This is a genomic window from Ralstonia pickettii (genome assembly GCF_000607165.1).
GTDB classification, from domain to species: Bacteria; Pseudomonadota; Gammaproteobacteria; order Burkholderiales; family Burkholderiaceae; genus Ralstonia; species Ralstonia holmesii.
On record NZ_JFZG01000008.1, the window covers coordinates 483070 to 504194 of the forward strand.

Here is a 21125-nt window from a genome sequence, read left to right on the forward strand (position 1 = left end):
TCTGTTGATTTTCGTGCGCATCGCAATAAGCGATGGAATCCGCAAGATCAGAAAATTCCTACATCAAGGCGTACGGCCGATGCTAGACCGCTGGTTTTGATGGCATAAAGATGCCCATTGCCACCACAAGAAATTACAGATGTCAGCCAATTCTTAGTTTTGAATTTGACAACCATCAATCAGTGGATTCCAAAATCTGGTAGCGACCTCGCTGTGCCGCGCAAAAGGAAATGCGTCAAAAACGTGGTTTAAAAAACGACTCCATCGGAAACTGCGAGCCTAAAAATCGACAAAAAAATAAAAAACGGAGGCGAGGCCCCTGGGCACCCGCCGCCGTGCCGAGGGCGGGAACCATCGGATCGCACGTGCTACCATCCCCTTCCGCTGTACGTTCCCGCCTGCTTTTTCTTCTGCCTCTTCCCATGTCTTCCGGTCTCGCCCACGGGCTCAATGCTGCCCAATCCGAAGGTGTGCATTACCTCGACGGCCCATGCCTGGTGCTGGCCGGGGCGGGCTCAGGCAAGACGCGCGTGATTACGCAGAAGATTGCGCACCTGATCCTCGACAAGGGCTTCGAACCGAGGCACATCGCTGCCGTTACGTTCACCAACAAGGCCGCCAAGGAAATGCAGGAGCGCGTGGCCAAGCTGATGGACGGCAAAACACGCGAAGACGGCAAGCGCATTCCCATCAAGCAGTTGACGGTGTGTACGTTCCACTCGCTCGGTGTGCAGATCCTGCGGGCCGAGGCCGAGCACGTGGGCCTCAAGCCGCGCTTCTCGATCATGGATTCGGACGACTGCTTCGGGATGATCCAGGAGCAACTGGCGACCACCGACAAGCAACTGATCCGCCGTGTGCAGAGCACGATCTCGCTGTGGAAGAACGGTCTCGTCGACCCGGACACCGCGATTGCCGAGGCGCTCGCCAACAACAACGTCGATGACCATCAGGCGGCGCTCGTCTACCGCAATTACGTTGCGACGCTGCACGCGTATCAGGCCGTGGATTTTGACGATCTGATTCGTATTCCTGCCGAGCTGTTCGCGCGCAATGAAGAGGTGCGGCTGAAGTGGCAGAACCGCCTGCGCTACTTCCTTGTCGACGAATACCAGGACACCAACGCCTGCCAGTACCAGTTGCTGAAGCTCCTGGCGGGTGGCTCACACCTGCGTGCGCCGGCCTTCACGGCGGTGGGCGACGACGATCAGGCCATCTACGGCTGGCGCGGCGCCACGCTCGACAACCTCAAGCTGTTGCAGACGGATTTCCCGAACCTGAAGGTCATCAAGCTGGAGCAGAACTACCGCTCCACCGTGCGCATCCTGAATGCGGCCAACGCCGTGATCGCGCAGAACCCGAAGCTGTTCGAGAAGACGCTGTGGAGCGAGCACGGCATGGGCGACGCGATCAACGTGACCAGCGCCAATGACGAAGAGCACGAAGCCGAGAGCGTGGTCTTCAAGCTCTCTGCCCACAAGTTCGAGCGCCGCGCGCAGTTTCGGGATTACGCGATCCTGTATCGCGGCAACTTCCAGGCACGCCTGTTTGAGCAGATCCTGCGCCGCGAGCGCATTCCGTATGTGCTCTCGGGCGGCCAGAGCTTTTTCGACAAGGCCGAGATCAAGGACCTGTGCGCCTACCTGCGGCTGATTGCCAATGCGGATGACGATCCTGCGTTCATCCGCGCCATCACCACGCCCAAGCGCGGCGTGGGCAACGCGACGCTGGAAGTGCTGGGTTCGTTTGCGGGACAGGCGAAGGTGTCGCTGTTCGAAGCGGCGATGATGGGCGGCATCGAAGCCCAACTGGCGCCGCGCCAGCTCGAGCCGCTGCGGGTGTTTTGCGAGTTCATCGTGCGGCTGTCGGACCGGGCCGCCAAGGAACCAGCCGCCACGCTGCTCGACGAGATGATGGAAGGCATCCATTACGAGGCCTACCTGTATGACACCCACGACGAGCGCCAGGCCCAGAACAAGTGGACCAACGTGCTGGAGTTTCTCGACTGGCTCAAGCGCAAGGGCACCAAGCCCGAGAAAGACGACGACGAAGAGGCCACCGGTTTCGACAATGCCGATGGCCTGATGGACGCCGGCAAAAACCTGCTGGAGCTCACGCAGACCATCGCGCTGATCAGCATGCTCGAAGGCAAGGAAGAGGACCCGGATGCTGTGCGCCTGTCAACGCTGCATGCGAGCAAGGGGCTCGAATATCCGCACGTGTTCCTGGTGGGCGTGGAAGAGGGCATCCTGCCGCACTGCCGCGAAGACGATGATCTGACCGACGAGAAGATCGAAGAAGAGCGGCGGTTGATGTATGTGGGCATCACGCGGGCGCAGCGCAGTCTGCATATCAGCTGGTGCAAGAAGCGCAAGCGTGCGCGGGAGACGGTGGTGTGTGAGCCGTCGCGCTATATCGCGGAGATGAAGCTTGGCGAAGACGCGGGGCCGACACCGGAGGACACCATGCCGGCGATGTCGCCGAAGGATCGGCTCGGGGCGTTGAAGGGGTTGCTGGCGGCGAAGAAACCTGTGGCTTCGTGATTGGTTTTTTTGTTCTTTGTTTGTGGTGCATCCCTTGCTTCATCCCCTGCCGGGGCTGAAACAGAACCAGACCACCAAGTCCAAATCAATTCCCCGCCCCCTGAATGTAATTCAGATCAACAAACTCACTCCCCCGATTCCCACGCGTGAAATCAAGCGTGAACCCGCCCACATCAACGCGGGTCTGCAATGCACGCCGCAGTTCTGCACCGGCAACCTTGCCACCGCTGGCATTCATCGACTGAATCAAATACACCGCAGCGATATACCCCGACAGCGTTGCAGCAGAAGGCGGCTCATCCAGAAACTGCTTCATCCGCGCCATATGCTCGCGCGCGACCTTGGTGGCGCCGCTGGCCGGGTTCGGCACCGTCTGCGCGAGCAGCATGCCGCCGCTGTACCCCGCGCCCAGGATCTCCCGCGCCACTTGTGGGTTGACCGACGATAGCCCGACGAGAAAGCCGTACCACCCCTGCTGCGCCAGCGCACGCCCAACGGTGGCGTAGGTCAGCGTATCGCCAGCGATGATCACTGCCGTGGGTTTTGTCAGTGCAATACGGGCAGCAAGTTCCGCCGGGTCTCCGGTGAGCGTGTAAAGGTCCAGCGTCTCCCCAGTGCTCCCCTTGGCTAACGTGCCTCGCAGACGCGCACCAAGCTGCGGATCAAAGCCTGCTGCAGTGACGAGCGCAATCCGCCGCATCCCGAACTGCCGCAGCCGGTTATGCGCAGCGACGATCTCGTGGTCGTAATCGGGGCGGATGAACAGGACGTTGTCAGACGCGGATGTCGCGCCCGAGAGCGGGGCGAGCAGCGGCACGTTGCGCCGTGCGATCTCGGCAGACGCGACCAGCGCGGGCAGCAGGCGTTCGCTTACGCCAAAGAGCACTTCTACATGGTCGCGATCGATCATGTCGACGGCCTGCGGTACGGCTTCACCAAGCGCAGCTTCGCGCCGGACGAGGCTGATGCGCCGGCCCTTGATGCCGCCGTTCTGGTTGGCCGCATCGAATGCAACCTTGGCGCCGGCCATGAAGTCGCGCGCGTAGTCGGCTTGGTCTGCACCGCGTTCGACCAGTTGGCCGACGACAAAAGACGTACCCTGCGCATGCACCGCCAGCGTCACGGCCGCGCAGGCCAGCGCACATGCGCCGCGGCGTGCCAGTCTCTGCCACATGGTGTTTCCCCCAAAAAATCGAGTCGACGACCTGCGCTGTTGTGTTGTTGTGACGGCCAGCGTATGGCTGGCGACGCGGCCATGGTGCCGATTGTCGATGTTAGGGGGTAGAACGTGACAGATCGGTGAAGTTGGGTCCCTCCCGGCGGAGGGGGCGATGCGTTTGAACAGGCGGTGACTGACGTTGACACACATCAACGCGACACCCGCACCGCAGTTTTAGGATGAACCATCGCCCCCACAACAATCGCCCCATGTTTCCGTTCGCCAAGCCGGCCGACGATCCGTCCGCCGCAAATGACACCGCCTTCCGCTGGTCGGCGCCGCAGGTGCGCGAGCTCGCGCAGCGCTTTGATACGCACGGCCCGCGCTACACGTCGTACCCGACGGCAGACCGCTTTCACAACAAATTCGGTAACGCCGATTACCTCGACGCCTTGCACCGCCGCGCGGCGATTGCGCCCGCGCTGCATGCGCCGCTGTCGCTGTACATGCACCTGCCGTTCTGCGCGAACCTTTGCTATTACTGTGGCTGCAACAAGGTCATCACCAAGGATCGCTCGCGCAGCGCACGCTACGTTGAAACCCTCGCCCGCGAGATGGCGATGGTGGCCAACCAGATTGGCCCCCTGCGCCGCGTAACGCAGTTGCATTGGGGTGGCGGCACGCCCACTTTCCTTGCGCACGACGAAATGCGCGCCGTGATGGCCGCCTCGCGTGAGCATTTCGATCTGGCCAACGATGGCGAGATCTCCGTCGAACTCGACCCACGCCACGCCGACGACGCCACGCTTGAAGTCCTGGCCGAAATCGGGTTCAACCGCGCAAGCCTCGGCATTCAAGACTTTGACCCCGATGTCCAGCGCGCGGTCCACCGCATCCAGAGCGTGGAAGAGACACGCCGCGTGGTCGACACGGCGCGCCGGCTGGGCTTCGAGTCGATCAGCTTCGACCTGATCTACGGCTTGCCGTATCAGCGCACGGAAACCTTCAACGCCACGCTGGATCGTGTGCTGGAGATGGCGCCTGATCGGCTGTCCGTCTACAGCTATGCGCACCTGCCGCATCTGTTCAAGGCGCAGCGCCGCATCGACATGCTCACGCTGCCGACCGCAGACGAAAAACTCGATTTGCTGGCGATGACGGTGGAGCGCCTCGTTGCCGAGGGCTATGTCTACATTGGCATGGACCACTTCGCGCGGCCTGACGATGCACTCGCCATCGCGCAGCGCGAAGGGCGGCTGCAGCGCAATTTCCAGGGCTATTCGACGCACGCCGATTGCGACATGCTGGCCTTTGGCGTGTCCGCCATCAGCCGCGTGGGTGATGTGTATGCGCAGAACGAGAAGAATCTCGACGCCTATTACGCACGTATCGACGCCGGCGAACTTGCCGTGCTGCGCGGCATGTCGCTCACGCCGGACGACCACGTGCGCCGCGCGCTGATTGGCGAGTTGATGTGCGGGTTCGAATTGAACATGCGCGCATTCGGTGCGCGCCACGGGCTGGACTTCAAGCGCAGCTTTGCGGACGAGCTGCAGGCGCTGGCACCCCTGGAGGAAGCCGGGCTGGTGAAGGTAGGGGACGAGCGTATCGTCATCACGCCGCAAGGGCGGCTGCTCGTACGCCGCATCGCCATGGTGTTCGATTCGCACCTGCGTGAGGCAGGCACGGAGCGCGCGGTGGAAGCCGAGGGCAAGCCCGTCACCTTCGTCCCGCGCTACTCCAAAGTGGTCTGATCCGCCTACTGGCCCGACGTCACGTCAGACCGTTACCGGTTCGGGCTGCAGTGCAGTGGTTTGCGTCTGCGCACTGACCAGCGTCTGCGGCCAGATTTCCGCCAGGCGCAGCAGGTTGGTCGAACCGGCCTGGCCGAACGGCATGCCCGCCGTGATGGCGATCTGGTCGCCCGACACGGCAAAGCCTTCACGCGCAGCGGCACGGCACGCTGCATCCACCATTTCGTCGACGTTGCTCACATCGGGGCTGACCGTGCTGTGCACGCCCCACGTGATCGCCAGACGGCGCGCCGTATCCAGGCGCGGCGTGATGCTCACGATGGGCGCGAGCGGCCGCTCGCGCGCGGCGCGCAGGCTGGTCTGACCGCTGGACGTGTAGGTGACGGTGGCCACTGCGCCCAGGATGTGCGTGACGTCGCGCAGGGCCGCGCAGATGGCGTCCTGGCGCGTGGGCAGCGGCGGTTGATGCTGCGCGTCGATCAGGTTGCGGTACAGCGGGTCGCGCTCGGTCTCGGCAATGATGCGGTTCATGATGCTGACCGCAGCCACCGGATGCTTGCCGCTGGCCGACTCGGCCGACAGCATCACGGCATCGGTGCCGTCATACACGGCGCTGGCCACGTCAGACGCTTCGGCACGCGTCGGCACCGGCGCCTCAATCATCGATTCCAGCATCTGCGTGGCCACGACCACCGGCTTGCCGTGGTGGCGCGCCATGCGCAGGATGCGCTTCTGCACGCCAGGCACGCGCTCGGGCGGCAGTTCCACGCCCAGGTCGCCGCGCGCCACCATCAGGGCATCGGACGCCTGCACGATGTCTTCCAGATGCAGCAGCGCTGCGGGCTTCTCGATCTTGGAGAGCAGGCCGGCGCGGTCGCCAATGATCTCGCGCGCGGCGATCACGTCTTCGGCGCGCTGCACGAATGACAGTGCGATCCAATCGACGCCCAGCGACAGGGCGAAGTCCAGGTCGCGCAGGTCTTTCTCTGTGAGCGCCGGAATGGGGATCACCGCATCCGGCACGTTCACGCCCTTGCGGTCCGACAGCGGGCCGCCATCGACCACGCGCGTGACGATGACCGTCGGATCGGCGGCTTCCACCTCCAGGCGGATCTTGCCGTCGTCGAGCAACAGCGATTGTCCTGGCGCGGCAGCCGCATACAGCTCAGGGTGCGGCAGGTGCACGCGGGTGACATCACCCGGCGTCGGGTCGCGGTCGAGCACAAAGCGATCGCCGTTCTTGAGCACGACACGGCCATCGGCGAACGTGCCGATGCGCAGCTTCGGGCCTTGCATGTCAGCGAGGATGCCAATCGGGCGGCCGGTCTCGGCCTCCACCGCGCGCACGGTGTCGTAGCGCTTGCGGTGGTCTTCGTGCGAGCCGTGGCTGAAGTTCAAGCGAAAGACGTCTGCGCCGGCGTCGAAGAGGGCGCGGATGGTGTCTTTGTCGCTGCTGGCGGGGCCGAGGGTGGCTAGGATTTTGGTGTTGCGGAAGCGGCGCATGTTGGTGTTTCCGGTGGGGTTGTTGTTTGAACCTTGGTGGTTCATCTCCCTTTCACCCCCTGCCGGGGGCGACTCACTTTCTTTGTCTTGCCAAAGAAAAGTAAGCAAAGAAAGGCGCGCCCGAGATGGCGACCCCTTCCTTGAATTTGTGTAACCGGGCGGGGAAGGAGGCAAACTCGCTGCGCTCAAACAGCCTCCTTCCTTTTTTCGCCCGCTTACACAAATTCAAGGCGCCATCTAGGGCAGGGTGCGGCCACACAATCTGTGCGCAGTCCTAGTTGGCTCTTGTTTGATGCTGCGTTGCTCGCTTTGCTTCGCGTTGTGCTGCTGGTTCCTACTGCACTCGTGCTCGATGGTGTGGCCGTTGGAGCCCTAGATGGCGCCTTGAATTTCTGTTGCAGAGAGGAAAAAGAGGGCAGGCCTGTCTGAGCGAAGCGAGTTTTCCCCTTCCCCTCTCTGCGACATAAATTCAAGGGGAAGTCGCCATCTCGGGCGCGCCTTTCTTTGCTTACTTTCTTTGGCAAGACAAAGAAAGTGAGTCAGCCCCGGCAGGGGATGAAACAAGGGATGAACCAAAAGCATCAATCCATCCCTCGTCCAGTCCAACGTCAAGCAGTAATCAAAATCGCCCGAAAATCATTCACATTAGTCCGCGTCGGCCCAGTCACAATCAAATCGCCCAACGCATTAAAGAACCCATACCCGTCGTTGTTGTCGAGCCATTGCTTCGGCTTCAACCCAAGCGTTTCAGCACGCGCCAGGCTATCCGGTGTCAGGATCGCTCCAGCGTTGTCTTCCGAGCCATCGATGCCATCGGTATCGCAGGCAATTGCATGCACACCCGGAAGGCCATCCAACGCCACGCCCAGTGCCAGGAGAAACTCGGCATTACGGCCACCGCGGCCGTTACCGCGCACCGTCACCGTGGTTTCACCGCCCGACAGAATCACGCACGGCTTGGTGAACGGCTGATTGCGCGCCACGATCTGCCGCACGATGCCGGCGTGCACTTCGGCCACATCGCGCGCTTCACCTTCAATGCTGTCCGACAGGATGTGCGCCTCATAACCGAGTGCGCGTGCCTGTGCGGCCGCCGCTTCCAGCGCGTGCTGAGCTGTCGCGATGACGTGGCTGCGATGGCCTTCGAAACGTGCATCGCCGGGTTTGGGCGTTTCGCCTGCGCCGGTTTCCAGATGACGGCGCACTGCATCGGGTACGTCGATGCCGTATTTGTTGATCACGGCCAGGGCATCCGCGCAGGTGGTGGCGTCGGGGAGCGTCGGGCCGCTGGCGATGAGCGTTGGGTCGTCGCCAGGAATATCGGAGATCAGCAGGGTCTCGACGCGTGCCGGTGCGCACGCCAGCGCCAGGCGCCCGCCCTTGATCGACGACAGGTGCTTGCGCACGCAGTTCATCTCGCCGATGCTCGCGCCGCTTTTGAGCAGCGCGCGGTTGACGGACTGCTTGTCGGCCAGCGTCAGGCCCTCGGCTGGTGCAGCCAGCAGGGCCGAGCCACCGCCCGAGATCAGGCACAGGACAAGGTCGTCCTCTGTCAAACCTTCGAGCAGGCCGACCATGCGTTGCGCAGCGCGCTGGCCGGCCGCATCGGGCACGGGGTGCGAGGCTTCAACCACTTCAATCCGGCCTTGTGTGCCGGGCGCGCGGCCGTGCTCGTAACGCGTGACGACCAGGCCAGAGAGTTCGCCCTTCCAGTGCTGCTCCACTGCCTCGGCCATCGCGGCTGCACCTTTGCCCGCGCCGATGACGATGGTGCGGCCACGCGGCGGTTCGGGCAGGAATGCCGGCAAGCATTGCGCAGCGCTGACCGCAGCCACCGCGGTATCAAACAGGCCGTGCAGCAACGCGCGCGGCGACGGATTGGGCAAGGCAGCGCGCAGGGCGGCCTGGGCAGACTGGTCGTGGTGCATGGCAGAAAGCGGGGAGACAGCAAAAAAAACTGCCGCCGCCCGAAGGCTGCGACAGTGCACACAACTTACGCAATATCGTGGTTCGACATGATCTCGATCGCGCGGCACAGCGCCGAGTGGTCTTGCTTGCCCATGCCGTTGGCAGCGCAGGTGTTGAACAGCTCCTGCGCGGTGGCCGTGTTCGGCAGGGCCACGCCCAGGGTCTTGGCGCCCTGCAGGGCCAGGTTCAAGTCCTTCTGGTGCAGCTCGATGCGGAAGCCCGGGTCGAACGTACGCTTGACCATGCGCTCGCCGTGCACTTCGAGAATGCGCGACGCAGCGAAACCGCCCATCAGTGCCTGACGGACCTTCGCCGGGTCTGCACCCGCCTTCGATGCGAACAGCAGCGCTTCCGACACGGCCTGGATGTTCAGCGCGACGATGATCTGGTTGGCCACCTTGGTGGTCTGGCCGTCGCCGTTGCCGCCGACCAGCGTGATGTTCTTGCCCATCAGGTTAAACAGCGGAGCAACGCGATCGAACGCAGCCTGCTCACCGCCCACCATGATCGTCAGCGATGCAGCCTTCGCGCCCACTTCGCCACCCGACACCGGAGCGTCCAGGTATTGCGCGCCGGTCTTGTTGATGCGCGATGCGAAGTCCTTCGTCGCGATCGGCGAGATCGAGCTCATGTCGACCACGATCTTGCCGGCAGCAACGTCCTTGCCTGCATCCTTCAGCGCCTTGGCCACGCCCTTCTCGCTAAACAGCACGGCTTCAACGTGCGGCGTGTCCGGCACCATGATGAAGATGATGTCGGCGCGCTTGGCGACTTCCTCGGCGCTCGTGCAGACCGTCACGCCGGCTTCCACCAGCGCGGCCGGGGCCGGGTTGACGTCGTGCACGAACAACGTGTGGCCGGCGGCGCGCAGGTGTCCTGCCATGGGGGCGCCCATGATGCCGAGGCCGATGAAACCGAGGTTGAGATTGGTGGTTGCCATGGTGAGGGATCTCCTTGGTTTGAATGTGTTGGTGGTTTGCTTGTTTGAACCTTGGTGGTTCATCTCCCTTTCACCCCCTGCCGGGGGCGACTCACTTTCTTTGTCCTGCCAAAGAAAGTAAGCAAAGAAAGGCGCGCCCGAGATGGCGACCCCTTCCTTGAATTTGTGTAACCGGGCGGGGAAGGAGGCAAACTCGCTGCGCTCAAACAGCCTCCTTCCTTTTTCCGCCCGCTTACACAAATTCAAGGCGCCATCTAGGGCAGGGGTACGGCCACACAATCTGTGTGCTGACCTAGAGGCTCTTGCTTGTTGCTGTTGCTGCTCGCTTCGCTTCGCGTTGTGCTGCGGGTTCCTACTGCACCTGTGGTCGATGGTTTGGCCGTTGGAGCCCTAGATGGCGCCTTGAATTTCTGTTGCAGAGAGGAAAAAGAGGGCAGGCCTGTTTGAGCGAAGCGAGTTGCCTGCACTCCCTCTCTGCGACATAAATTCAAGGGGAAGTCGCCATCTCGGGCGCGCCTTTCTTTTGCTTACTTTTCTTTGGCAAGACAAAGAAAAGTGAGTCAGCCCCGGCAGGGGATGAAACAAGGGATGCACCACTCCCGCCGGGACAAGGCGAACATCACCAATGGGGCATCAAGCAACGTTGTGAGCCGCCCGCCAACCAAGACCTTCCACAGTCCCAGCCTTAGGCTTGTACTCACAACCAATCCAGCCTTGGTAGCCAATCTCATCCAACCAACGGAACAGGAACTGGTAGTTGATCTCGCCGGTACCTGGTTCGTTACGGCCAGGGTTGTCCGCCAACTGCACATGCTTGATCTTGTCCAGATGGCGCTTCAGCGTGCTTGCCACTTCGCCCTCCATCCGTTGCATGTGATAGATGTCGTACTGCACATACAGGTTGGACGCATCCACGTCGTTGATCAGATCCAGCGCCTGCTGCGTGCGGTTCAGGTAGAAGCCGGGAATATCGAACGTATTGATCGGCTCGATCAGCAGATCGATCTTCTCGGCCTTCAGCGCCTTCGCCGCAAACTTCAGGTTCTCCACCAGCGTCTTGCGTGCAGCGTCTTCGCTCACGCCTTCGGGGCGAATGCCTACCAGGCAGTTGAGCTGTTTCACGCCGAGCACCTTGGCGTACTTGATGGCTTCGCCCACGCCGTCCTGAAACTCGCTCACGCGATCGGGCAGGATGGCGATACCGCGCTCGCCGCCGTCCCAGTTGCCGGCCGGCAGGTTGTGCAGGACGAGGTCGAGCTGGAAGCGGTTCAGACGATCGGCAATCTGGTCTGCGTGGAACGCGTAGGGGAACAGGAATTCCACACCGCGAAAGCCCGCACGCGCGGCGGCTTCGAAGCGGTCAAGGAAGGCCTGCTCGTTGAAGAGCATGGTCAGGTTGGCTGCCAGCTTTGTCATGGTTTCTCCTTTTATCGGACGGTGAGGGAACGGCGGGTCGTCTTTATGCGGTGACGCCTTCGGCTTCCGTGAGGGTGTCTTCCAGGTCGAGCACGTCTTCAAACTCGACCACGTTGTCGATCTCGGTGCCCATCGCGATGTTGGTCACGCGCTCGAGAATCACTTCCACCATCACCGGCACCGAGAACTCGGCCATCAGCAGGCGGGCCTGCGCGAAGGCGGGTTCGATGTCTTCCGGCTTGAACACGCGGATCGCCTTGCAACCCAGGCCTTCCACCACCTTCACGTGGTCGACGCCGTAGCCGTTCAGCTCAGGAGCGTTGACGTTGTCGAAGGCGAGCTGGACGCAGTAGTCCATCTCGAAGTTGCGCTGCGCCTGGCGGATCAGGCCCAGGTACGAGTTGTTCACCACCACGTGGATGTACGGCACCTTGAACTGCGCGGCCACCGCCATCTCTTCGATCATGAACTGGAAGTCGTAGTCACCCGAGATGGCCACCACGTCGCTGTTGGGCGAGGCCACCTTCACGCCGATGGCGGCGGGAATCGTCCAGCCCAGCGGGCCTGCCTGGCCGCAGTTGATCCAGTGGCGCGGCTGGTTGACCGACAGGAACTGCGCAGCAGCGATCTGCGACAGGCCGATCGTGCTCACGTAACGCACGTCGCGCGGGAAGTACTGGTTCATCTCGCGGTACACGCGCTGCGGCTTGATGGGCACGTTGTCGAAGTCGGAGCGACGCAGCATCGTGCGCTTACGCTTCTGCACGTCGGCGTTCCAGCTCTTGCGGCACGGCAGCTTGCCGGCGGCCTTCAGCTCGCGGGCCACTTCAATGAACTTCTCCAGCGCAGCCTTGGCGTCCGAGACGATGCCCAGGTCGGGGCCGAACACGCGGCCGATCTGGGTCGGTTCGATATCGACGTGAATGAACTTGCGGCCCTTGGTGTAGACGTCGACGCTGCCCGTGTGGCGGTTGGCCCAGCGGTTGCCGATGCCGAACACGAAGTCCGAAGCGAGCAGCGTGGCGTTGCCGTAGCGGTGCGATGTTTGCAGGCCGACCATGCCGGCGTTGAGCGGGTGGTCGTCGGCCAGCACGCCCCAGCCCATCAGCGTCGGGACCACGGGCACGTTCACCAACTCGGCAAACTCGACCATCAGCTTGGCCGCATCAGCGTTGATCACGCCGCCGCCGCACACCAGCAGCGGGCGCTCGGCCTGGCACAGCATCTCGATGGCGCGCTCGGCTTGGGCACGCGTGGCCGCGGGCTTGTAGACCGGCAGCGGGCTGTACGTGTCGGGGTCGAATTCAATTTCGGCGACTTGCACGTCGAAGGGCAGGTCGATCAGCACCGGACCGGGGCGGCCCGAGCGCATCAGGTGGAAGGCTTGCTGGAACACGCGCGGCACCAGTGCCGGCTCGCGCACGGTGACGGCCCACTTCGTGACCGGCTTGGCGATCGACTCGATGTCGACGGCCTGGAAATCTTCCTTGTACAGACGGGCGCGGGGCGCCTGGCCGGTGATGCACAGGATGGGGATCGAGTCTGCCCAGGCCGAGTACAGGCCGGTAATCATGTCGGTGCCGGCCGGCCCCGACGTGCCGATGCACACGCCGATGTTGCCGGGTTCGGCACGGGTGTAGCCCTCGGCCATGTGCGAGGCGCCTTCAACGTGGCGGGCCAGCACGTGGTCAATGTTGCCGGCGCGGCGCAGCGCCGAGTACAACGGGTTGATGGCGGCACCAGGCACGCCGAAGGCGGTGGTGATGCCTTCTTTTTCCATCACCGCAACTGCGGCATCAATCGCTCTCATCTTCGGCATGGGGTGTCTCCAGGAAGGGGAAGGTGGGAATCCGTTGGAGCTGATCCTATTCCCGCATGCCGATATGGATAAACGCAGCTTTCGTCAGTTGATTGCTAACTCTGAATACCGAATGGTTTTGCGTACCGCACCAATTCCCCGGCAACTAATACGCCGAAGAAGCTTGTATTGAAGCCGTTTCAAGCTGCTTTTGTGCGGCGCAAAAGAATGGCGCAACGCGCTCGTATCGATCACATCGTTGTCCACCATTTTTGCCATTCGTCACAGGTGATATGCGCCAGAAAGCTGCAATCCAGGTACGGAATGCTCACTAAAATGGTCAGACATTGCGAACTGGAATGATGGAATGGACAAGCTCAAGCAGATCGAAGCGTTCATCGCCGTGGTGGAACACGGCAGCATGGCCGCCGCCGCGCTCACGCAGGATGTGACGCCCGTCATGATCGGCCGCCGCATCAACGCGCTGGAAGCCCGCCTGGGCGTGAAGCTCCTGCACCGGTCGACCCGCCGCATTGCGGTGACGGAGCAGGGCGCGGTGTTCATGGAACAGTGCAAAAAGGCGCTGGGCGAGCTGGACCGCGCAGAGCTGCTGGTTGCCGAGGGCCGCCACAAGGCGACCGGGCACCTGATCGTCTCGGCGCCGGCTGCCTTCGGCCGCAAGCACGTCGCCCCGCACGCGCCGGACTTCCTGCGCGCCAACCCCGACGTGCGCATCTCCTTCAACCTGACCGACCGCGTGGTCGACCTCGTGCGCGAAGGCTACGACGTGGGCATCCGTATTGGCGGCGCGATCGATCCGAACTTCGTGGCGATCCGCCTGGCGTCGAACAAGCGCGTGGTGTGCGGCACGCCTGCGTACTTCGCCAAGCACGGCGTGCCTCGCACGCTGGATGATCTCGAGCGCCATAACTGCCTCGCCTTCAACCTGCAGGGTGGGCAGCAGCGCGGCTGGTATTTCCAGCAGAACGGTAAGGCCGTCACCGTGAAGGTGAACGGCAATCTCGACTGCAACGATGGTGAACTGCTGCACCGCTGGATGGGCGAAGGCCTAGGCCTGGGGTGGCGCTCAACGTGGGAGATTCAGCCCGAGCTGGAATCCGGCGCGCTGATGACCGTGCTGGACGACTACGCGCTGCCCGACTACGACATCCTCGCCGTGTACCCGCAGCAGCGGCCGGTGCCGGCAAAGATCCGGTTCTTTATCGAACACCTGAAGACGGTGTATGGCCAAGCGGGGTATTGGTCGCGAACGAGTTGAGCGTGCGGAAATGGATGACGGTTCCTAAACTTGTCATCAGATGCTTCGCGGGTGGCGCGCTCAATGCCGGAGACTGAAGATGCTACACAGAACTGCAGTTGTCGGCGCTCTCATGCTCAGCACTTCCGCCCTGGCGTGCGATCTGACCGGGCTTGAGCACCCGCTGGTGTTCTCGCCCGGCGAGTCTGCGCTGCCGACCGCCGAAATCCTGAAACTGGCGGAATGGGATTCGCAGCTCAAAGAAGATTTCCGCAGCGGCGGCAAGTACCGGGTGCGCTTGCGGGAGGCGTCCGAGCCTGCTCCCGACCCAGAGCTGGCAGTGCTGCGGCTCAGAAGCATCCAGGCCGTGCTGGACGCTGTCGGAATCGAGGGCGACAAAGTCGAGTCGTCCGAAGCCGATACGCATCTACGTGCCGTGGAACGCGAGGGTGTCGCTCCCAAAATGCCGACAGCCGCCTACGTAGTTTTCCAACCGGACTGCCAGAACCCGTGTTGCCCGGGCTCCGCGCCCGCCTCTCCGCTCGCTCCCGAGCGATAAGCGCTAGGTAATCGCCACGCGCCCCTGCGTCAAATCCCGCAACGCGACGCGTGCTGCAGCCTCATCCGTCACCGGCAACCGTACGGTAAGCGTGACGCCCACATCGTAGGCAGCATCGAGTAGCGCATACCCGCCATCATCGATCCAGCGGCGGATGCGCGCCTCATCGGCGTAATCGGTGGCGAGGGTGAGCGTGGTGCTGGCGATGCGCTCCACGCGTTCGGCGTGCATGAGCGCGGTGGCAATGGCATCCGTGTAGGCGCGCACAAGACCGCCGGCGCCGAGCTTGACCCCGCCAAAGTAACGCACCACGGCGCCCAGCGTGCCGTCCAGATCGTGATGGCGCAGCACTTCAAGAATGGGGCGGCCTGCCGTGCCGGAGGGCTCGCCGTCATCGGACATGCCTGACTGGCCGCCCGCCAGGAGCGCCCAGCAGACGTGCGTGGCAGCGGGGTGTTCGGCGCGCAGGCGTGCAATGACGTCCATGGCGGCGGCCCGGTCTTCAACCGGCACGGCCAACCCGATAAAGCGGCTCTTCTTGATTTCCAGCTCGGCAGAAACCGGCGCGCGCAGCGTGTACGTCGGCACGCGCGGTCAGGCGAGGAGGGCGGCTACGAGATCCGTCGCCCGGCCGCCCGGCGATTCGAACTTGAGCGACGCCTCGGTGTGCGCCATGTGCTCTTCCATCAGTGCGATGGCGCCTTCCACGTCACCGCGCTTGGCGGCGTCCAGGAAAGCAGTGTGTTCGTCGGACGAACGCACGGCGTCGTACGTCGACTGGTACATCATCGTGATCACCGAGCTGCGGGCGGAAAGCTCATACAGCATCTCCTTGAGCACGCTGTTCCCGACCACGTCGGCCATCAAAAGATGAAAGTCGGCCATCAGGCGATTGCGGCGCGGGACGTCAGACAAGTCGCCGCTTGCCGCCACCTTGTGTTCTTCGGCCAGGTGCTTCTCCAGCCGCTTGTAATCGGCGGGGGTCGCTTTGGCGATGAACTCGCGCACCAGCGCCACTTCCAGCACGCGGCGCACGGCAAACACTTCGCGCGCCTCGGTCTCATCCGGCTTGGCGACGAATGCACCGCGATCCGGCTCCATGCGGATCAGCTTGTCCTTGGCCAGCATCAGCAGCGCTGCGCGAATCTTCGTGCGGCTGACGTGGTAGACCCGCGCCAGCGCCTCTTCGCGCAGCTTGGTGCCCGGCGGCAGCCGATGCGCGACGATCGCCTGGGCGATGTCATCGGCAATGCCTTCGGAGGAGATGTCGGCGGCGGTGGTTTCGGTCATGGCGCCGATTTTACCGCCGTCCGACAGTAGCGCCGCTTCAGGCATGCGGCAGCGTGTGGGCGGCCGCGGCCACACCGTGGCTGTGCGCAATCGCTTCGCCTTCTTCGGTGATGTCGATCTTGCCGTCGAGCACCGCATTGGCGCGCACGCGGTCGATGTCCTTTTCCCACGCTGCGATGACGACGGTGGCGACGCAGTTGCCGATCAGGTTGCCCAGCGCACGGGCAATGCCGATGAACCAGTCGACGGAGAGCACCAGCACCAGGCCGATCGCCGGAATGGCCGGAATGACCGACAGTGTGGCCGCCAGAATCACGATCGCCGAACCCGGAATACCGTGCGCGCCCTTGGAAGTGACGAGCGCCACGCCCAGGATCAGCAGCAGATCCTGCAGCGCCAGCGGCGTGTTGGTTGCCTGTGCGATGAACACGGCCGCCAGCGTCAGGTAGATCGAAAACGCATCGAGGTTGAATGAGTAGCCGGTCGGGATGACCAGGCCGACCACCGAGCGCTTGATGCCCATCTTCTCCAGCTTGTTCATGATGGACGGCAGCACCGCGTCGGACGAAGCCGTGCCCAGCACCACCAGCAGTTCAGCGCGCAGGAAGCGGATCAGCTTGAAGATGTTGAAGCCCGCCAGGCGCAGGATGGTGCCGAGCACGACGAACACGAACAGCGCCACTGCGACATAGAACAGCAGCACCAGGAAGCCAAGCTGCTTGAGCGAGCCCGCGCCGTACTTGCCGACGGTAAAGGCCACCGCGCCCAGCACGCCCAGCGGTGCCAGACGGATGATCACGGCCATCATGCGGAACAGCACATGCGAGAGCTGATCGATCAGGTTGACCAGCGGCTTGGTCCGCTCACCCAGCAACGACAGCGAGCAGCCGAACAGGATCGATACCAGCAGCACCTGCAGGATGTCGCCCTTCACAAAACCGCTGACGAACGTATCGGGAATCAGTTTGAGGAAGAACGCTGCAACGCCGGTCGATTCCACCTGCTTGGCGGTCGTCATGTACGACGCCATGGCTGCCGGATCGAGCGTCTTCGGATCCACATTCATGCCGTGGCCCGGCCCGAACAGATAGGCCAGCGCAATGCCCAGTGCCAGCGCAATCGTCGTGACGATTTCAAAGTAGATGACGGCCTTGCCGCCTACGCGCCCAACCTTCTTCAGCTCGCCGGCGCCGCAGATGCCCACCACCACCACCGAGAACACGATCGGCGCGATCAGCATCTTGATCAGCTTCAGAAAACCATCGCCAAGCGGCTGCAGTTTCTGCGCAAACTCCGGCGCCCAGATGCCCAGCGCGATGCCCACCGCCAGGGCAATCAAAACCTGCCCGAACAACGGGCGCGTAAAGCGTTGCATGGTGAATCCTCCTTTGGATTACTGGTGTCTCAAGCCGTGCCCAATCGTCTAATTCAGTTGGTTGCGATTGTCGTCACGGCCTTGTTTCGCTCGCTGCGTCGCAACAAATTGTCGCGATGAATTGTTGAGCGTTGACGGCATCATAGGCGATCCAATTTTTGTATGCAATTTTTGAATTCACATGCTAGGATCGACTCATGCAGTCCCGCGAAGCCTTGTGCTTCCGCCATCTACGCTGCACTTCCGGCGTTCCCATCGCTACAGTTTCGAGTGTTCTTACTCGCTGTTTTTGTTCGATGGGGCGGCCGTATAACATCCAGAGACAAATACCAAGGAGTTCCACATGGCGATGCCCACGCTCGATCCGAACGCGCCGGATTTCACGCGCCGATATCCGAACCTGGCGGACCCCCGCCTTGGCGCAGAGGCCACGTTCGCGACCGACGAATTCTTCGCGCCGAAAGACCGCATGCTCAACCCCGAGCCGGCGGTCTTCATTCCGGGCAAGTACGACGACCACGGCAAGTGGATGGATGGCTGGGAAACGCGCCGTCGCCGCAACGGTGGCTATGACCACTGCATCGTCCGCCTGGCCCGCCCGGGCGTCGTGAAAGGTGTGGATATCGACACCAGCCACTTCACCGGCAACTTCCCTCCGGCCGCTTCCATTGAAGCCGCTTATCTGCCGGATGGCGAGCCGACCGAAGCCACGCAGTGGACCGAAATCGTTCCGTCGACGACGCTGCAAGGCAACAGCCACGCCTACGTGGCCGTGACGAGCACGCAAGCCTTCACGCACCTGCGCGTGAACATCTTCCCGGACGGCGGCATCGCGCGCCTGCGCGTGTACGGCCAGCCGCAAGTCGACTGGAAGGGTGCTGATCGCACCAAGCTGTTCGACCTGGCCGCCATGGAAAACGGCGCCTATGTGGTCGAAGCCAACAACGAACACTTCGGGCCGGCCTCGCGCATGCTGATGCCAGGCCGTGGCGTGAACATGGGCGACGGCTGGGAAACGCGCCGGCGCCGCGAACCGGGCAACGACTGGTGCGTGATCGCCCTGGCCAACCCGGGCCGCATCCGCAAGATCGAAGTCGACACCGCGCACTTCAAGGGCAACTTTGCTGATCGCGTTTCCATCCAGGCCGCGCGCGTGGTGGGCGGCACTGACAGCTCGCTGAAGACGCAAGCGATGTTCTGGCAGACGCTGCTGCCCGAGCAAAAGCTGCAAATGGATCTGCAGCACTACTACGAAGCGGAAATCGCCGACCTCGGCATCGTGACGCACGTGCGTTTCAACATGTTCCCGGATGGCGGTGTGTCGCGTCTGCGCCTGTGGGGGGTGCTCGAATGAGCCAAGAGACCGCCGCACGCGTTGCGCTGACCATCGAGCCGCTCACGCGCGAAGCTTTTGCGCCGTTCGGCGATGTGATCGAGCTGGAAGGGGCCAAGCAATTTCCCATCAACCAGGGCACGACCACCCGCTTTCATGACCTCGCCAACGTGGATGTGGGCGAGGGCGGCCGCGCGCTGATCAGCCTGTTCCGTGGCCAGCCGCGCACGCTGCCGTTCGAGGTCAAGATGCTGGAGCGCCATCCGCGTGGAAGCCAGGCGTTCATCCCGCAGAACGACAAGCCGTATCTGGTGGTTGTGGCGCCGGCAGGCGAGCTGGACCCGTCCAAGTTGCGCGCGTTCGTCTCGCGTGGCTGGCAAGGCGTGAACTACGCGCGCGGCGTGTGGCATCACCCGCTGCTGGCCCTGGGCGAGGTGAGCGATTTCCTCGTCGTCGACCGTGGTGGCGAAGGCCACAACTGCGACGAGCAAGACCTGGCCGAATCGGTGTGGTTGACCGCCGACGCCATGCAGGCCGCGCAGTAAGCATCGCGTCATCCGCGCCAATCCTGAGCCCCCGCACAACGGGGGCTCAGTCACTTTCAATCTCCGTCCCACTACAAGCAGGGAGACATCGACATGACCCAGGCTCAACTCGCCACCCCCGGCATCGATGCGGACATCCGCGCGTTTGTCGAGGCCGCGCACGCGCAGCAGATTGATTTCCTGCGTGAGCTGGTGAAGGTGCCGTCGGACAACCCGTCCGGCGATTGCGCACCGCATGCCGCGCGCGCCAAGGCGTTGCTGGAGGCGCTGGGCCTGACGGTCGAGGCGCATGCCGTGCCGCAGGCGCAGGTACGCGCCGCCGGCATGGTCAGCGCCACCAACCTGATCGTGCGCCACACGTTCGGCAGCGGCGGCCCCACGGTCGCCATGAACGCACACGGCGATGTCGTTCCGCCCGGCCTGGGCTGGACGCACGACCCGTACGGTGGCGAGATCGTCGAGACCGAACACGGCCCGACCATGTTCGGCCGCGGCGTGGCGGTGTCCAAGTCGGACTTTGCAACCTACACGTGGGCGCTGCTCGCGCTGATCGAGGCTGAGAAGCGTGGCGCGAAGCTCAACGGCACGGTCGAACTGCACTTCACATACGACGAAGAAACCGGCGGCGACATCGGCCCGAAGTGGCTGCTGGATCAAGGCCTGAGCAAGCCCGATTACGCGATCTCGGCGGGTTTTGCGTATGGCATCACCTCGGCGCACAACGGCTGCCTGCACGTGCAGGTGACGGTGCGCGGCAAGCAGGCGCACGCCGCCATGCCGCATACGGGCATCGACGCCATCGAGGCGGCCACACATATCCTGCAGGCCGTATATGCATATCGCGCGGAACTCGCGACGCGCAAATCCGCCGTGCCGGGCATCGACCACGCAACGCTCAACGTCGGGTTGATCCAGGGTGGCATCAACACCAACGTGGTGCCCGATCTGGTGACGTTCCGCATTGACCGCCGGATGATTCCTGAAGAAGCCGGGCGCGATGCAGAAGGCGAACTGCGCGCAGTGATCGAGCGCGCGGCGGCAGAACGACCGGGGATCGAGGTTTCGATCGAACGCATTCTGCTGGCAGAGCCGCTTGCTGAGCTGCCGGGCGTGGAAGCGCTGATTGGCGCGCTACGGCGGCATGCGTTGGCCGTGTTTGGCGGGGATGTGCCGGTGCACGGCGTGCCGCTGTATACCGATGCCCGGCATTACACGGCGCATGGCGTGCCGACGGTACTGTATGGCGCGGGACCGCGGACATTGATGGAAGCGCGTGGGCACAACACGGATGAAAACCTCCGGTTGAATGATCTGCGGGGCGCGACTGTGGTGGTGGGGTGCGCTGTGGGGGAGTTGTTGGGTGGGTGATTGTTGTTTTGTTTTTGCCTTGGTGGTCCATCCCCTTTTCGTTCCCTGCCGGGACCGACTCACTTTTCTTTGTCTTCCAAAGAAAAGTAAGCAAAAGAAAGGCGCGCCCGAGATGGCGACATCCCCTTGAATTTGTGTGACCGTGCGGGGAAGGAGGCAAACTCGCTTCGCTCAAACAGGCCTCCTTCCTTTATCCGCCCGCTCACAAAAATTCAAGGCGCCATCAAGGGCTCAACGTCAAAAGAGAAAGGCCAACCCATCGCGCGGTTGGCCTTTGTCGTTTGGGCTGGCGCTGAGATGGTTTGGCCTTTGACTT

At 62.9% G+C, this 21125-nt stretch carries 16 protein-coding genes; 7 read left to right on the plus strand and 9 right to left on the minus strand.

Annotated features, from left to right (window positions below):
• Window positions 1-422 precede the first annotated feature (422 nt).
• Complete coding sequence (locus BG83_RS0113715; RefSeq protein ID WP_024977266.1) at window positions 423-2543, plus strand: UvrD-helicase domain-containing protein; 2121 nt, start codon at window positions 423-425, stop codon at window positions 2541-2543.
• 85 nt (window positions 2544-2628) lie between these two features.
• Here the strand turns inward: BG83_RS0113715 and BG83_RS0113720 are convergent, their stop codons facing one another.
• On the minus strand, window positions 2629-3717 hold the full coding sequence (locus tag BG83_RS0113720; RefSeq protein WP_024977267.1) for an ABC transporter substrate-binding protein: 1089 nt from the start codon (window positions 3715-3717) through the stop codon (window positions 2629-2631).
• Window positions 3718-3971: 254 nt separating this feature from the next.
• Here BG83_RS0113720 and hemN point away from each other — a divergent pair, with 254 nt between their 5' ends.
• On the plus strand, window positions 3972-5456 hold the full coding sequence (hemN, locus tag BG83_RS0113725; protein WP_024977268.1) for an oxygen-independent coproporphyrinogen III oxidase: 1485 nt from the start codon (window positions 3972-3974) through the stop codon (window positions 5454-5456).
• Window positions 5457-5480: 24 nt separating this feature from the next.
• Here hemN and pyk read toward each other — a convergent pair whose 3' ends face one another.
• The 5 genes from pyk to gcl form a co-directional block, all read right to left on the minus strand.
• Window positions 5481-6959 (minus strand): pyruvate kinase, encoded by a 1479-nt coding sequence (gene pyk / locus BG83_RS0113730; RefSeq protein ID WP_024977269.1) that lies wholly within the window; start codon window positions 6957-6959, stop codon window positions 5481-5483.
• Window positions 6960-7567: 608 nt separating this feature from the next.
• A complete protein-coding gene (locus BG83_RS0113735; RefSeq protein WP_024977270.1) occupies window positions 7568-8887 on the minus strand; it encodes a glycerate kinase type-2 family protein in 1320 nt (439 codons plus the stop codon).
• 65 nt (window positions 8888-8952) lie between these two features.
• Window positions 8953-9867 (minus strand): 2-hydroxy-3-oxopropionate reductase, encoded by a 915-nt coding sequence (gene glxR, locus BG83_RS0113740; RefSeq protein ID WP_024977271.1) that lies wholly within the window; start codon window positions 9865-9867, stop codon window positions 8953-8955.
• A 633-nt stretch (window positions 9868-10500) separates the two neighbouring features.
• Window positions 10501-11283 carry a hydroxypyruvate isomerase gene (gene hyi / locus BG83_RS0113745; RefSeq protein WP_024977272.1) on the minus strand — a complete coding sequence of 261 codons (783 nt, stop codon included), beginning with the start codon at window positions 11281-11283 and terminating at the stop codon, window positions 10501-10503.
• A 43-nt stretch (window positions 11284-11326) separates the two neighbouring features.
• Window positions 11327-13102, minus strand: coding sequence for a glyoxylate carboligase (gene gcl / locus BG83_RS0113750; protein ID WP_024977273.1), 1776 nt, complete (start codon window positions 13100-13102; stop codon window positions 11327-11329).
• A 346-nt stretch (window positions 13103-13448) separates the two neighbouring features.
• Between gcl and BG83_RS0113755 the strand changes: the two genes are divergently transcribed.
• Window positions 13449-14360: a LysR family transcriptional regulator gene (locus BG83_RS0113755; protein WP_024977274.1), complete on the plus strand. Its 912-nt coding sequence runs from the start codon at window positions 13449-13451 to the stop codon at window positions 14358-14360.
• 112 nt (window positions 14361-14472) lie between these two features.
• Window positions 14473-14898, plus strand: a complete 426-nt coding sequence (locus BG83_RS0113760; protein ID WP_235193195.1) for a hypothetical protein — start codon at window positions 14473-14475, stop codon at window positions 14896-14898.
• 3 nt (window positions 14899-14901) lie between these two features.
• On the opposite strand, the gene BG83_RS0113765 is transcribed toward BG83_RS0113760, so the two are convergent.
• From BG83_RS0113765 to BG83_RS0113775, 3 genes are read right to left on the minus strand one after another with little or no spacing between them, the layout of a single operon-like run.
• Window positions 14902-15486 carry an IMPACT family protein gene (locus BG83_RS0113765; protein WP_024977276.1) on the minus strand — a complete coding sequence of 195 codons (585 nt, stop codon included), beginning with the start codon at window positions 15484-15486 and terminating at the stop codon, window positions 14902-14904.
• Window positions 15487-15492: 6 nt separating this feature from the next.
• Window positions 15493-16188 carry a GntR family transcriptional regulator gene (locus BG83_RS0113770; RefSeq protein ID WP_024977277.1) on the minus strand — a complete coding sequence of 232 codons (696 nt, stop codon included), beginning with the start codon at window positions 16186-16188 and terminating at the stop codon, window positions 15493-15495.
• A gap of 37 nt (window positions 16189-16225) precedes the next feature.
• Window positions 16226-17563: a C4-dicarboxylate transporter DctA gene (locus BG83_RS0113775; RefSeq protein WP_024977278.1), complete on the minus strand. Its 1338-nt coding sequence runs from the start codon at window positions 17561-17563 to the stop codon at window positions 16226-16228.
• Window positions 17564-17906: 343 nt separating this feature from the next.
• On the opposite strand from BG83_RS0113775, the gene alc reads away from it, so the two are divergent.
• The 3 genes from alc (at window position 17907) to BG83_RS0113790 (ending at window position 20809) form a co-directional block, all read left to right on the plus strand.
• Window positions 17907-18917, plus strand: a complete 1011-nt coding sequence (alc, locus tag BG83_RS0113780) for an allantoicase (protein WP_024977279.1) — start codon at window positions 17907-17909, stop codon at window positions 18915-18917.
• Window positions 18914-19441 (plus strand): ureidoglycolate lyase, encoded by a 528-nt coding sequence (locus BG83_RS0113785; RefSeq protein ID WP_024977280.1) that lies wholly within the window; start codon window positions 18914-18916, stop codon window positions 19439-19441. The genes alc and BG83_RS0113785 overlap by 4 nt, the downstream gene beginning before the upstream one ends.
• A 93-nt stretch (window positions 19442-19534) precedes the next feature.
• Window positions 19535-20809 carry a M20/M25/M40 family metallo-hydrolase gene (locus BG83_RS0113790; protein WP_024977281.1) on the plus strand — a complete coding sequence of 425 codons (1275 nt, stop codon included), beginning with the start codon at window positions 19535-19537 and terminating at the stop codon, window positions 20807-20809.
• Window positions 20810-21125: the final 316 nt, after the last annotated feature.